This is a genomic window from Streptomyces sp. Ru72 (assembly GCF_002920635.1).
In the GTDB taxonomy this organism is placed as follows: Bacteria; Actinomycetota; Actinomycetes; order Streptomycetales; family Streptomycetaceae; genus Streptomyces.
Window position 1 is genome coordinate 33,416 of sequence record NZ_PQSR01000016.1, and the last position, 13,874, is coordinate 47,289.

Annotated in this window: 9 protein-coding genes; 2 read left to right on the forward strand and 7 right to left on the reverse strand. The window is 70.0% G+C overall.

Annotated features, from left to right (window positions below; all coding sequences use genetic code 11):
• Window positions 1-68: 68 nt before the first annotated feature.
• From C3488_RS10510 to C3488_RS10520, 3 genes are all read right to left on the reverse strand, one after another.
• Window positions 69-644 carry a hypothetical protein gene (locus C3488_RS10510; protein ID WP_103839090.1) on the reverse strand — a complete coding sequence of 192 codons (576 nt, stop codon included), beginning with the start codon at window positions 642-644 and terminating at the stop codon, window positions 69-71.
• A 299-nt stretch (window positions 645-943) separates the two neighbouring features.
• The gene (locus tag C3488_RS10515) at window positions 944-1,846 is read right to left on the reverse strand and encodes a tRNA (adenine-N1)-methyltransferase (RefSeq protein WP_103839091.1); all 903 of its coding nucleotides are present in this window, start codon (window positions 1,844-1,846) and stop codon (window positions 944-946) included.
• Between the two features lie 38 nt (window positions 1,847-1,884).
• The gene (locus C3488_RS10520) at window positions 1,885-3,561 is read right to left on the reverse strand and encodes a site-2 protease family protein (protein ID WP_103839092.1); all 1,677 of its coding nucleotides are present in this window, start codon (window positions 3,559-3,561) and stop codon (window positions 1,885-1,887) included.
• Between the two features lie 206 nt (window positions 3,562-3,767).
• On the opposite strand from C3488_RS10520, the gene C3488_RS10525 reads away from it, so the two are divergent.
• Both C3488_RS10525 and C3488_RS10530 read left to right on the forward strand, forming a co-directional pair.
• Window positions 3,768-4,754, forward strand: a complete 987-nt coding sequence (locus C3488_RS10525) for a PD-(D/E)XK nuclease family protein (RefSeq protein WP_103839093.1) — start codon at window positions 3,768-3,770, stop codon at window positions 4,752-4,754.
• Window positions 4,755-4,768: 14 nt separating this feature from the next.
• Window positions 4,769-5,440: a response regulator transcription factor gene (locus C3488_RS10530; protein WP_058926326.1), complete on the forward strand. Its 672-nt coding sequence runs from the start codon at window positions 4,769-4,771 to the stop codon at window positions 5,438-5,440.
• A gap of 67 nt (window positions 5,441-5,507) precedes the next feature.
• Here the strand turns inward: C3488_RS10530 and C3488_RS10535 are convergent, their stop codons facing one another.
• The 4 genes from C3488_RS10535 to metH all read right to left on the reverse strand — a co-directional run bounded on the left by C3488_RS10535 (window position 5,508) and on the right by metH (window position 13,860).
• The gene (locus C3488_RS10535; protein ID WP_103839154.1) at window positions 5,508-7,091 is read right to left on the reverse strand and encodes an ABC transporter substrate-binding protein; all 1,584 of its coding nucleotides are present in this window, start codon (window positions 7,089-7,091) and stop codon (window positions 5,508-5,510) included.
• Window positions 7,092-7,259: 168 nt separating this feature from the next.
• Window positions 7,260-8,864 carry an ABC transporter substrate-binding protein gene (locus tag C3488_RS10540; protein ID WP_103839094.1) on the reverse strand — a complete coding sequence of 535 codons (1,605 nt, stop codon included), beginning with the start codon at window positions 8,862-8,864 and terminating at the stop codon, window positions 7,260-7,262.
• 438 nt (window positions 8,865-9,302) lie between these two features.
• Entirely contained in the window at window positions 9,303-10,001 is a 699-nt protein-coding gene (locus C3488_RS10545; protein ID WP_103839095.1) for an HAD family phosphatase, read from the reverse strand.
• Window positions 10,002-10,335: 334 nt separating this feature from the next.
• On the reverse strand, window positions 10,336-13,860 hold the full coding sequence (metH, locus tag C3488_RS10550; RefSeq protein WP_103839096.1) for a methionine synthase: 3,525 nt from the start codon (window positions 13,858-13,860) through the stop codon (window positions 10,336-10,338).
• Window positions 13,861-13,874 lie beyond the last annotated feature (14 nt).

A 13,874-nucleotide genomic window follows, 5' to 3' on the forward strand; every position in this document is an offset into this window, starting at 1 on the left:
CCTCTGGTCAGCCGTGTCTCTTTTCTCACATCCTTGGGGCTGGGCGTCGCCCCGTCCGGGCCGTGGGGTCAGACGTCGTGGCTGCCGCCGCCGGTGGTGCGGAGGAATGCGCCGTTCTTCCACTGCCACTTGGCGTTGTCCCTGACGTCGGGGCAGCAACTCGGTACGTCGGATGAGGAGTAGCCGAGGAGGGTGGCGGTGACGGCGGCGTCGCGGACGGCGAAGTCGGTGACGGTGATGCGGTCCTTGGGGTCGACGAGGGTGGCGACGACGCGGGGTGTGGTGGTGCCCGCCGCCTGGGTGAGGACGTAGAGGCCGTCGGGTGGGGTGCCCATGCCGGCGTCGCAGTGGACGACGACGACGGTCTCGGGCCGGCCGTCGCCGTCCAGGTCGCCGGTGGCCTTCTTCACGACGAGGAGCTTGGTGGGGCCGCAGTGGAGGGGGAAGTCGGCCTTGGCGGGGTCGGGGGGTGCGGTGGCGACGGGCGCGGGCCTGGTCTCGTTGTCGGGTTGGGCCGCCGTTGCGGCGCCGGGCTGCAGCACGGAGGACAGGGCGATCACGCCGGAGACCGCGGTTGCGGTGGCGACCCAGTGGATGGGCCGGGTGGTGGTGTGAGCCAGTTCCGGGACGGCGGAGTGCTGCACGGGGGAGGTGTCTCCTGTGAGGGCTGTGCCGGTGGGGGTGCCCCGCATCGTGCCACACGTCACAGTGCTGGGGAACGGCGGGGTGGGCACTGCTGGTGGCGCGTCAGTTTCCGTCTGCGCCGGGGGTGGAGAGGGATGGGCGTGCCGATGGGTGGGTGTGTGCGCCTGTGTGTGCTTCGGCGGGTAGGGGGTGTGCGGGTGTGTGTCCTTGAACGCGTGAGCGCCGTGGCCGAGTTCCGCGAGGTGTACGGGAACTCGGCCACGGCGCTGGTGTGTTGGCGGCCGTGCGGGGGCCGGGGTCAGCGGCCGGTGCCTCCGTCGGCGTTGGGGCCGGTGTAGTCCTCGCCGTAGGCGCCCTTGGCGGGGCGGCGGCGGCGCATGGGCGGCTCGACGCCGTCGGCGAGGCGGCGGGCGGTGAGGAGGAAGCCGGTGTGCCCGATCATGCGGTGGTCGGGGCGGACGGCGAGGCCCTCGATGTGCCAGTTGCGGATCATGGTTTCCCAGGCGGTCGGCTCGTTGAAGCAGCCGATCTCGCGGATGGACTCGACGGTCCGGGCGAGCTGGGTGGTGGTGGCGACGTAGCAGCAGACGATGCCGCCGGGGACGAGTGCCTTGGAGACGGCCTCGAGGCATTCCCAGGGGGCGAGCATGTCGAGGATGACGCGGTCGACGTCGGTGTCGGACAGGTTGTCCTGGAGGTCGCCGACGGTGAGCTGCCAGGCGGGGTGGGGGCCGCCGAAGTAGCGTTCCACGTTGGCCTGGGCGATCTCGGCGAAGTCGGCGCGGCGCTCGTAGCTGTGCAGCATGCCCTGGTCGCCGATGGCGCGCAGCAGGAAGGTGCTGAGCGAGCCGGAGCCGACGCCGGCTTCCACGACGCGGGCGCCGGGGAAGATGTCGGCGAAGGCGAGGATCTGTCCCGCGTCCTTCGGGTAGACGACGGCTGCCCCTCGGGGCATGGACAGGACGTAGTCGGGGAGCAGGGGGCGCAGCGCGAGGTAGGCGACGTTCCCGGTGGTGCGGACAACGCTGCCCTCGGGTGCGCCGATCAGTTCGTCGTGCGGGAAGGAGCCCTTGTGGGTGTGGAAGTTCTTTCCCGCTTCGAGTGTGAACGTGTAGTGGCGGCCCTTGGGGTCGGTCAGCTGTACCTGGTCCCCGACCTTGAAGGGCCCGCGACGGCGGGCGGCACCGGTCGGTTCGGACATGTGACCAGCCTACCGGCACCTGAGGGGGGTGCCGACCACTAGGTGGTGGGGCGGGCCATGGCCTTGACGAAGGCGCGTTCGACGTCGGCGGCGGAGAGGACGCCGTAGATCTCGCCGGTTTCCTCGACGACGAGGTATTCGGTGGCGGGGGTGGCCCGCAGGGCGTCGAGGAGGTCTTCTCCGGCGAGTTCGGCGGAGACGCGCATGCCGTCGGTGAGTTCCTGGGCGAGGCCGCTGACGGGGACCCAGGGGCGGCGGTGTTCGGGTACGCCGACGATGGCGGCCTCGCGGACGAGGGAGAGGGGCCGGCCGTGGGCGTCGACGACGACGAGGGCGCGGGCGCCGACGGCGTTGGCACGGCGCAGCGCCTCGGAGAGGGGGGTGTCGGTCTCGACGGGGACGGCGCGGCGGGTGAGGGTGCGGGCGCGCAGTTCGGGGAGGTGTTCGCGCAGGCGGGCCATGCGCAGGCTGTTTCCGGCGCCGGTCCAGATGATCGCGGCGAGGATGGCGGCGAGCAGGGCGTCGGTGACGGTGTCCATGCCGACGTTGTCCTCGGCGGTGGAGCCGAGGGCGCCGGACTGGGTGAGCAGGGGCAGCCCGATGAGGACGGCGATGGCGAGGACGCGGCCTACCCAGGCGGCGGCGATGGTGCCGCTCATGGGGCGGCCGGTGATCTTCCAGACGACGGCGCGGAGCATGCGGCCGCCGTCGAGGGGGAGGCCGGGGAGCAGGTTGAAGGCGGCGACGATCAGGTTGGAGACCATGAGGCCGGCGAGGAGGACGCCGGGGACGGTGCCGGGTTCGACGGGCTGGAGGGCGAGGTAGAAGATCCCGGCCAGGGCGAGGGAGAGCAGTGGGCCGACGAAGGCGAGGACGAATTCGCGGCCGGGGGTCTCGGCCTCCTTCTCGATCTCGGAGGCGCCGCCGAAGAACTGGAGCTGGATGCGGCGTACCGGGAGTTTGAAGCGGAGGGCGGCGACGGTGTGGGCCAGTTCGTGGACGAGCACGGAGGCGTAGAAGGCGACGGCGAAGAAGAGGGAGACGAGGTAGCGGGCGGCGCCGAGTTCGGGGAGCACGCGGTCGAGCTGTCCGCCGAACACCCAGGTGATCAGGGCTGCGACGAGGAACCAGCTGGGGGCGACGTAGACGGGGACGCCGAAGGGCCGCCCCATGAGGATGCCGCCTCCGGGGTCTTTGGGGCGCTGTGGGGGGCGTCCTCGGCTGGCGGTGCCGGAGTGCGCGCTGGCGCGGCTGGGCGTGTCGCTGTGCGGGTTCCGGGGGGTGGGGTGGGTGTCCGCGGGGGGTGCCTGGTCGTGGTCGACGTGGGGCTGGGGGGTGGTTGGGCCGTCGGAGTGAGGGGGCGTCGGCCGCGTGGCGTCCGCCGGGGTGTCGGGGGCGCTGCTCGCAGGGGGCTGCGGGGTGCCGCGGTGGTCCGTGGCGGCGGGCTGGGTGGGGGCCGGTGTCGTGGCTTCGCCGCCGGGTGGGGCGGGTCGGCGGCCCGGCGGGGTGGGGTGCTCGTCGCCGGGCGTGCCTGTGGGTGCGGTGGGCGCGTCGGGGGACGGCGTGTGCTCGTCATCGGGCCCCGGGGTGGCCGGGGTGGGTGCCGCGGTGTCGGTGGGGGGCTGTGCGGGACTGGGTGATTCTTCGTGGCGCGTGTCGTGGGGCGCCCCGTTGTTGCCGGGGCGCGGCTGCGCGCTCCCGCCGCTCTCGTCCACGCTGTCCCCTCGATCGATGCGTCTCCCCGGCCCCGGTCGTGCCGGGTGGGAGGGTCCGGTGTCGATGGTATGCGGCCGTCGCGCCCTGTTCCGCCCCGGCACCCCTCTGTTCTGCCCGTGGCCGGGTCTTTCCCGGCTGGCCTGTGGGTGCTTGGGCCGGGCCGTGGCTGGGTCACTGTCAGTGGTGGGCCGTATGGTCTGTGGTCATGGAATCCAGCACCGACGGCGTCGCCGTGCCGTCCGCCGTGGCCGCCGCGCCCCCGGTTTCGCTGTCGCCGTCGCGCGCCGGCGATTTCATGCAGTGCCCGCTGCTGTACCGGTTCCGGGTGATCGACAAGCTGCCCGAGAAGCCGAGTGAGGCGGCCACGAGGGGCACGCTGGTGCACGCGGTGCTCGAGCGGTTGTTCGACGTGCCTGCCGCCGAGCGGACCGCGCCGCGCGCCAAGGCGCTGCTGCCCGGCCAGTGGGACCGGCTGCGGGAGAGCAGACCGGAGGTCGTGGAGCTGTTCGCGGACGATCCGGAGGGTGAGCGGCTGGCGCGCTGGCTGGGTGAGGCGGAGCGGCTGATCGAGCGCTGGTTCACGCTGGAGGATCCGACGCGTCTGGAGCCCGCCGAGCGGGAGCTGTTCGTGGAGGCGGAGCTGGAGTCGGGGCTGAGGCTGCGCGGGATCATCGACCGCGTCGACGTGGCGCCGACGGGTGAGGTGCGGATCGTCGACTACAAGACGGGCAAGGCGCCCAGGCCCGAGTACGCCGAGGGCGCGCTGTTCCAGATGAAGTTCTACGCCCTGGTGGTGTGGCGGCTGAAGAAGACCGTCCCGCGGCGGCTTCAGCTGGTGTATCTGGGCAGTGGGGACGTGCTGACGTATGACCCGGTCCTTGCCGACCTGGAGCGTGTGGAGCGCAAGCTGCTCGCGCTGTGGGAGGCGATCCGGGTGGCGACGGAGACGGGCGACTGGCGACCGCGTCGAAGCAAGTTGTGCGGCTGGTGCGACCACCAGGCGGTGTGCCCGGAGTTCGGTGGCACTCCCCCGCCGTATCCGCTGCCGGTCCGCCCGGCCGCCGGTGTCCCGGCGGCGGCGCAGTCGCTGCCGGCTCAACGGGGGGACGCAGCTGCGGGCCCGGAGGTGTCCGCGTCGGTCAGGGTGCCCGAATCGGACGGTGGCGTGCAGGGCAGAATGGGGCCGGACTAGCGAAGGAGACTTACGTGGCCATCCGCGTCCTACTGGTCGACGACCAGCCGCTGCTGCGTACGGGCTTTCGGATGATTCTGGAGGCCGAGCAGGATCTCGCGGTCGTCGGCGAGGCCGGAGACGGTCTGCAGGCGCTCGACCAGGTGCGTGCCCTGCAGCCCGATGTGGTTCTGATGGACATCCGCATGCCCCGGATGGACGGGGTGGAGGCGACCCGGCAGATCACCGGGCCGGGGCGGGACGGCCCGGCGAAGGTACTGGTTCTGACGACCTTCGATCTGGACGAGTACGTGGTGGAGGCGTTGCGTGCCGGTGCGAGCGGGTTCCTGCTCAAGGACGCGCCCGCCAACGAGTTGGTGCAGGCGATCCGGGTGGTCGCGGCGGGCGAGGCGATGCTCGCGCCGAGCATCACCAGGCGGCTGCTCGACAAGTACGCCACCCATCTGCCGTCCGGGGACGAGCCGGTTCCGGACACCCTGCACACCCTCACCGAGCGTGAGGTGGAGGTGCTGAAGCTGGTGGCGCGCGGACTGTCCAACGCGGAGATCGCCGCCGATCTGTTCGTCAGTGAGACCACGGTCAAGACGCACGTCGGACATGTCCTGACGAAGCTGGGGCTGCGGGACCGGGTGCAGGCGGCGGTGTACGCGTACGAGAGCGGGCTGGTGCGTCCCGGCGCACAGTAGGCGGGGAGTCCGTCACGTCGGGGGCGCCCCTTGCGCAGGGGCGCCCTTCGTGCGTGTGGGGCCCGGTTCAGCCCTTGCTGATCTCCCAGAACCGGAACACCGTGGAGGCGTCGAGGCAGTACTCGAGTCCGTAGACGTCGTCCCGTGTGACGGCGTACTGCTTGGCCTGCCAGACGGGGATGACCGGGAGGTCCTCGGCGACGATGTGCTGAAGCGTGCGGTATTCGTCGTCGGTGGCGGAGCGGTCGCTCTGGGCGGCCGTCTTGGGGATCAGTTCGCCCGTGATGGTGCTGTTGACGTAGCGGTTGTTCAGTACGTTGCCCTTGCCGAAGAACGGCGCGGTGAAGTTGTCGGGGTCGGGGTAGTCGGGCACCCAGCCCTTGACGTAGACCCCGTACTTGCCTGCCGCGATGTCCTTCTCGTACTGGTCGAAGGGGACGGACTTGACGCTCGCGTCGAACAGTCCGCTGTCGTTCAGCTGCCGGGCGATGGTCTTCAGTTCCTCGTCGGTGGCGGGCCCGTAGCGCGAGGGCGTCGACCAGAGGGTGAGCGTGACCTTGCCGGTGATGCCCTCGGCGCGCAGCGCGGCGGCCGCCTTGGTCCTGGAGGGGCGGGCGCCGTAGGTGTCGAAGAAGGAGGTGTCGTGGCCGGTGATGCCGGCCGGGATGATCGAGTACAGGGGCGTGGCGGTGTCGTTGTAGACCTTGTTGACGAGGGCGTCGCGGTCGAGGAGGTAGGCGATGGCCTTGCGGACGCCGAGCTTGCCGGCGACCGGGTCGTCCATGTTGAAGACGAGGTGCTGGACTTCCGCGCTGGAGCCCTCGACGACCTCGATGCCCTTGCCGGTGGAGGTGTCCTTGTCGATGCCGGCGATGTCGGCGGCGGCCAGGCCCCGGTAGGCGAGGTCGGTCTTCCCCTCCAGGAGGGCTTTCTTCAGGGCGGACTGGTCGCCGTGGAAGAGCTTCAGGGTGATGCCCGAGTTGCGCACCTTGGCGGTGCCCTGGTACTGCGGGTTGACGGAGAAGACGGCCTTGTCCTTGCCGAAGGAGTCCAGCTTGTAGGGGCCGGAGCCGACCGCCTCGCCGTCCGTGCGGAGTTTGTCGGCGGGGTAGGCGTTGTGGTCGACGATGGAGCCGGCGCCGGAGGCTATCTTGCTGGGGAAGGTGGCGTCGGCGTACTTCAGTTTGAAGACGACGGTCTTGGCGTCCGGTGTCTCGACCGAGCCGAGCATGGGGAACATGATGGCGGGGCCGGCCGAGTCGTTGATCTTCAGCATCCGGTCGAAGGAGAACTTGACGTCCTTCGAGGTGAGCGGGTCACCGTTGCTGAACTTCAGGCCGTCCCTGAGGGTGCAGGAGTAGACCTTGGTCTGCGTGTCCGTGAACGTGCACTCCCTGGCGGCTTCCGGCTCCGGTTCCGTGCCGCCCTTGGGGAAGCTCAGCAGGGACTGGAAGACGTTGTTGAACAGCAGCCAGGACCCCGGGTCGTAGCCGGATGCCGGGTCGGTGGCCAGGACGTCGTCGGACATTCCCACCACCACGGAGGAGCCGGTGCCCGAGGAGTCGTCGGTCGAGGTGCCGCATCCGGTGAGCAGGCCGGCGGCCAGCCCCGTCGCTATGGACAGAACCGGCCACTGGGTGCGCATGTTCACGTGCATGTGCCTTGTCTACGGTTGTCGTTCGCCCCGGACTCCGCGCGTTCCGGGTCGTGCGGGAGTTCCCGGATCGTACCGCGAACGCGGCAAGCCCCCGGGGCGTATGCCCGGGGGCCTGAAGAACCGCTGGTCACACGGCCGGTGTGAAACCGGCCGGCTGACCGGTCAGCCGCCGACGCCGCGGCCGAGCTCCCACAGCTGCAGCGTGGAGGAGGAGTTCATCGCGTACTCGCTGCCGGTGATGTCGTCGCGGGTGGCGACGTACTGCTTGCCCTGCCACAGCGGCAGGATCGGCACGTCGTCGGCGACGATGTCCTGCATCTCGGCGAGGCTCTTCGACGCGCTGAGACGGTCGGCCTCGCGGCGGGACTGCGGGATCAGCGTGTTGATGATCTCGGGGTTGGTGTACGGGGATCCGAGGGTGTTGTCCTTGTCGAGGAACGGCGCGAGGTAGTTGTCGGCGTCCGGGAAGTCCGGGAACCAGCCCATGCCGTAGACGTCGTACTCGCCCTTCTTCTCGGCCGGGCGGAACTTCTCCCAGGGGGTGCCCTGGACGGTGACGTCGAACAGACCGCTGGCGTTGAGCTGCTGCTTGAGCACCTCGAACTCCTTGGCGGTCGCCGGGCCGTAGTGGTCGGTCGTGTAGTGCAGCGTCAGCTTCACCGGGGTGGTGACGCCCGCCCGGGACAGCAGGCTGCGGGCCTTGTCCACGCTGGGGTTGCCGTACTTGTTGAAGAACGAGTTGGAGTGGCCGGTGATGGTGGCGGGGACGAGCGAGAACAGGGGCTCGGCCTCGGTGCCGTACACCTTGGAGACCAGTTCGCCGCGGTTGATGACCTGTGCCATGGCCTGGCGGACGGCCTTGTTCTTCACGGTGGGGGCGTCGGTGTTGAAGGCCAGGTAGCGGATCTCGAGGCCCGGCATCTCCACGAGGTTGACCTTGCCGCTGGTGTCGTTCTGGAGCTTGCGGATCTGGTCCGGGGCCATCGTGCGGGTCATGACGTCGATGTCGCCCTTGTCGAGGGCGGAGCCCATCGCGGTGGCGTCGGCGAACGACTCGAGGACGACCTTGTCGTTCTTCGGCGTCAACAGGCCCTTGTAGTTGGGGTTCTTGGTGAAGGTCGCCTTGACCAGCTCGTTGTTCTTGACCTCGGCCTGCATCGTGTACGGCCCGGAGCCGTCGATGTCGAAGCCGTCGCGGAGCTTGTTCTTCTCGTAGTCCTTGGGGTCGATGATGCCGGCGACCGGCGTCGACAGCTTGAACGGGAAGGTGGCGTCCGCGGTCTTGAGGTGGAAGATGACTTCGTTGTCACCCTGCGTCTCGACGGTGTCGATGGTGGACAGCAGGGCGAAGACTCCACTGTCGGCCTTGATGGCGCGGGCGCGGTCGATGGAGTACTTCACGTCGGCCGCGGTCACCGGGTCGCCGTTGGCGAACTTCAGGTCCTTGCGCAGCTTGCAGGCGTAGCGCTCGTTGCCGGTGTCGGTGAAGCCGCAGCTCTCGGCGGCCTCGGGCTGCGGCTCGCCGTCGCCGCGGGGCTGCGCCATCAGCGTCTGCACGGTCTGCCGCAGGATGTTCCAGGTGCCGACGTCGTAGGCGTAGGCGGGGTCCACGGGCGCGGGGGCGTCGCTGGAGGCGGTGAACCGGTCGGTGGTGCCGACGACGATGGCGTCACCGCTCTTGCCCCCACTGCTGGACCCGCCGCAGGCAGCGAGGACGGGGGTGAGCAGACCGGCGACGGCCGGCAGCACCAAAGTCTTGCGGTTCATGCTCGAGTTTCTCCAGAGCTGTTGGGTCCGTGTATCCGGCATGCATGGGTGGTGCGGCGGATCACGGGGAAGTGGTGATGTTCTCGCGCTGAGATTAGTCCGCACCCGCACGACGGCTGACAGCCACCGGAGTTGAGTTCCCATCACGCTGTGAAACCGGCTGTGAACGGACCGGAAGACCGGCCGGGGGAAGGATTCGTGCAGCGTTTCACCAATCGGGACACAAGGGCGCGTCGGAGCCGCCCGAATGGGGTGGATCAGCACACGCCGGGCCCGCTGTCGACCCCTGTGCGCGTGGGGAACGTCACATACTGAACGGGTGCTCTCTCCCCGCGAATTCGCTCGGTTGAGCCGGTATTAATTCATTCGGTTGGACAGCCTGAAGTAATCCGTCCATTCGCTCTGCACGCTGAGTGAAGGATCAGCGCATGTGCGTCATCAAACGCGCGTCATCAAACCCTGCAGAAATGGCAGGTCGACCTCTTCGAGCGAGGTGACGACGGTGCGGCGGGCGGCCGGTTCGATGGGGGTGATCGAGGGCACGGCCACCACGCGGCAGCCCGCGGCCTCGGCGGCCGTGACTCCGGTCAGGGTGTCCTCGACGACCGCGCACCGTGTGGGGTCCGCACCGAGCCCGGCGGCGGCCCGCAGATACGGGTCGGGGAACGGCTTGGTGCGCTCCACCTCGTCGCCGGCGACGGTCAGGGCGAAGTACTGCGGGCCGACGGAGGCCAGGACGCGGTCGATGATGCGCCGGTGGGAGGCGGAGACCAGGGCGGTGGGGATGTCGTGCGCGGCGAGTTCGGCCAGCAGTCGTGCCGCGCCCGGCATCAGGGGCAGTCTGTGGTCGATACGGTTCTCGAACCCGTCGTTGAGCAGGACGCTGAGCTCGTCGAGGGTGATGTCGGCGCCGGTGGCCTCGATCAGGAATCCCGCGCTGCGCGTCATGGGACCGCCGACCACGACATGGCGCCAGGAGTCGTCGAGCGTGTGGCCGAGGCCGGCGAAGACCTCGACTTCGACGTCCCACCAGAATCCCTCGGTGTCCACGAGAGTGCCGTCCATGTCGAGGAGCACGGCCTGCAGGGCGGAGCCTTCGGCCGTACGGGTTCCGAGTGCGGGAACCGTGGTGGTCATCCGGCATACCTCCTTCAAGGGACGACCAGGCCGGTTCCCAGGGAGGGAACCGGCCTGCGGTGGATCGACCAGTGTACGACGCGGGTGGGAAAAGTGCCTCCCGGAGCGGGGGCGCCACGCCGTGCGGGGCGTGCGAGGACCTGCGAAGACCGCCGGGTGGCGGCCTCCGGCCACCAGGGCACCCGGGGCGCTCGGCCGCCCCGGAAGAGGCGTAGGCGGGGCTCGCCGGGGCACCCGTTCCGCGCCGAAGGCGTGCCGACGGGGGCCTACCGGGGCACGCCCCGCCCGCTGTGGAAGACGCGCCTCGGCAGGCCGCCGGGGCCCCGGACGGACGCTACCGCGCGTTGAAGTACTTGGCCTCGGGGTGGTGGATCACGATCGCGTCCGTGGACTGCTCCGGGTGCAGCTGGAACTCCTCGGAGAGGTGGACGCCGATCCGCTCCGGCTCCAGGAGCTGGGCGATCTTCCCGCGGTCCTCCAGGTCGGGGCAGGCGCCGTAGCCGAGGGAGAAGCGGGCTCCGCGGTACTTCAGGGCGAACATGTCCTCGATGTCGGCGGGGTCCTCGCCCGCGAAGCCCAGCTCGGCGCGCACACGCGCGTGCCAGTACTCGGCGAGCGCCTCCGCCAACTGCACGGACAGACCGTGCAGTTCCAGGTAGTCGCGGTAGGAGTTCGACTCGAACAGCCGCGCGGTCTCCTCACCGATCCTCGAGCCCACGGTGACGACCTGGAAGCCGACGACGTCCCTCTCCCCCGACTCCTCCGGACGGAAGAAGTCGGCCAGGCACAGCCGGCGGCCTCGGCGCTGGCGCGGGAAGGTGAACCGGGTGCGCTCGTTGCCCTCCTCGTCCAGGATGATCAGGTCGTCGTCCTTGGACGCGCAGGGGAAGTAGCCGTAGACGACGGCCGCTTCGAGGAGGTTGTCGGTCTGCAGCCGGTCCAGCAGGCCGCGCAGTCGGGGCCTGCCCTCGGTCTCGACCAGCTCCTCGTACGTCGGCCCCTCGCCGGTGCGGGCCTGCTTCAGGCCCCACTGGCCCTTGAACAGCGCACCCTCGTCCAGCCAGCTCGCGTACTCCTTGAGCGGGATGCCCTTGACGATGCGGGTGCCCCAGAACGGCGGGGTGGGCACGGGGTTGTCGGTGGCGACGTCGGAGCGGACGTGCCCTTCCTCGGGCCGCTCCTCGATCTCCACGGTGGCCGCGCGCACCCGGCGCTGCCGCAGCTCCGGCAGCTTCGCCCCGGGCACGCCGCGCTTGACCCCGATCAGGGCGTCCATCAGCCGCAGGCCCTCGAACGCGTCCCGGGCGTAGCGGACCTCGCCCTCGTACAGCTCGTGCAGGTCCTGCTCCACGTAGGCCCGGGTGAGTGCGGCGCCGCCCAGGATGACCGGGTAGGTGGCGGCCAGCCCGCGCTGGTTGAGCTCCTCCAGGTTCTCCTTCATGATCACCGTGGACTTGACCAGGAGCCCGGACATGCCGATGACGTCGGCCTTGTGCTCCTCGGCGGCCTCCAGGATCGCGGAGACGGGCTGCTTGATGCCGAGGTTGACGACGTTGTAGCCGTTGTTGGACAGGATGATGTCGACGAGGTTCTTGCCGATGTCGTGCACGTCGCCGCGCACGGTGGCGAGCACGATGGTGCCCTTGCCGGCCTCGTCGGTCTTCTCCATGTGCGGCTCGAGGTAGGCGACCGCGGACTTCATCACCTCTGCGGACTGCAGTACGAACGGCAGCTGCATCTGGCCGGAGCCGAACAGCTCGCCGACGACCTTCATGCCGTCCAGCAGGGTCTCGTTGACGATGTCGAGGGCCGGGCGCTCCTGAAGGGCCTCGTCGAGGTCGGCTTCCAGGCCGTTGCGCTCGCCGTCGATGATCCTCCGCTTCAGGCGCTCATCGAGCGGCAGCGCGGCCAGTTCCTCGGCCTTGCCCGCCTTCAGGGACTTGGCGGTGGCGCCCTCGAACAGCGCCATCAGCTTCTGCAGCGGGTCGTAGTCCTCGCGGCGGCGGTCGTGGATCAGGTCCAGGGCCGTGGTCACCTCTTCCTCGCTGAACCGGGCGATCGGCAGGATCTTCGAGGCGTGCACGATCGCCGAGTCCAGCCCGGCCTTGACGCACTCGTCGAGGAAGACGGAGTTGAGCAGGATGCGGGCGGCCGGGTTGAGGCCGAAGGAGATGTTCGACAGGCCCAGCGTGGTCTGCACCTGGGGGTGGCGCTTCTTCAGCTCGCGGATGGCCTCGATGGTGGCGAGGCCGTCCTTGCGGGACTCCTCCTGGCCGGTGCAGATGGTGAAGGTCAGGCAGTCGATGAGGATGTCCTCCTCACGGATGCCCCAGTTCCCCGTCAGGTCGGCGATGAGCCGCTCGGCGATCTCCACCTTCTTCTCGGCGGTCCGGGCCTGGCCCTCCTCGTCGATGGTCAGCGCGATCAGCGCCGCCCCGTGCTCCCTGGCGAGCTGCGTGACCTTCACGAAGCGGGACTCGGGGCCGTCGCCGTCCTCGTAGTTCACCGAGTTGATGACGGCACGGCCGCCGAGCTTCTCCAACCCGGCCCGCAGGACGTCGACCTCGGTGGAGTCCAGGACGATCGGCAGGGTGGAGGCGGTGGCGAAACGGCCGGCCAGCTCCTCCATGTCGGCGACTCCGTCGCGGCCCACGTAGTCGACGCACAGGTCGAGCATGTGGGCGCCCTCGCGGATCTGCTCCCGGGCCATCTCCACACAGTCGTCCCAGCGGCCCTCCAGCATGGCCTCCCGGAACTTCTTCGACCCGTTGGCGTTCGTGCGCTCGCCGATCGCCAGGTAGGACGTGTCCTGGCGGAACGGCACCGACTGGTACAGCGATGCCGCACCGGGCTCCGGCTGCGGGCGCCGCTCGGGCGGGGTGAGGTCACGGACCCGCTCCACGACCTGGCGCAGGTGCTCCGGTGTCGTACCGCAGCAGCCGCCGATCAGGGACAGGCCGTACTCGGTGACGAACGTCTCCTGGGCGTCGGCCAGCTGGGTGGCGGTCAGCGGGTAGTGCGCGCCGTCCTTGGTCAGCTCGGGCAGGCCGGCGTTCGGCATGCACGACAGCGGGATACGGGAGTGGCGGGCGAGGTAGCGCAGGTGCTCGCTCATCTCGGCCGGGCCGGTGGCGCAGTTCAGGCCGATCATGTCGATGCCGAGCGGCTCCAGCGCGGTCAGCGCGGCGCCGATCTCCGAGCCGAGCAGCATGGTGCCGGTGGTCTCGACGGTGACCGACACGATCAGCGGGACCTCGTAGCCGGCCGTCTCCATCGCACGGCGGGCGGCGATGACGGAGGCCTTGGTCTGCAGCAGGTCCTGGGTGGTCTCCACCAGCAGGGCGTCGGCGCCGCCGGCGAGCAGGCCCTCGGCGTTGCGCTGGTAGGCGTCGCGGATGCCGGTGAAGGTGGTGTGGCCGAGGGTGGGCAGCTTGGTCCCGGGGCCGATGGAGCCCAGCACCCAGCGCCGGCGCCCGTCGCGCGCGGTGAACTCGTCGGCCGTCTCCCGGGCGATGCGGGCGCCTGCCTCGGACAGTTCGGCGACCCGCTCGGCGATGTCGTACTCGCCGAGGGCGGTGAGGTTGGCGCCGAAGGTGTTGGTCTCGACGCAGTCGACACCCGCGTCGAAGTAGGCGGCGTGCACCGTGCGGACGATGTCCGGACGGGTGACGTTGAGGATCTCGTTGCAGCCCTCGAGGCCCTGGAAGTCCTCCAGCGTCGGGTCCTGGGCCTGGAGCATCGTGCCCATGGCGCCGTCGGCCACCACGACGCGGGTGGCGAGGGCTTCCCGGAGGGCTTCGATTCGGATCCGGCTGTCGGTGGAGGCGGACGAAAGGGACGGGTTCGGCAACGAGGCCATGGAAGATGCTCCCT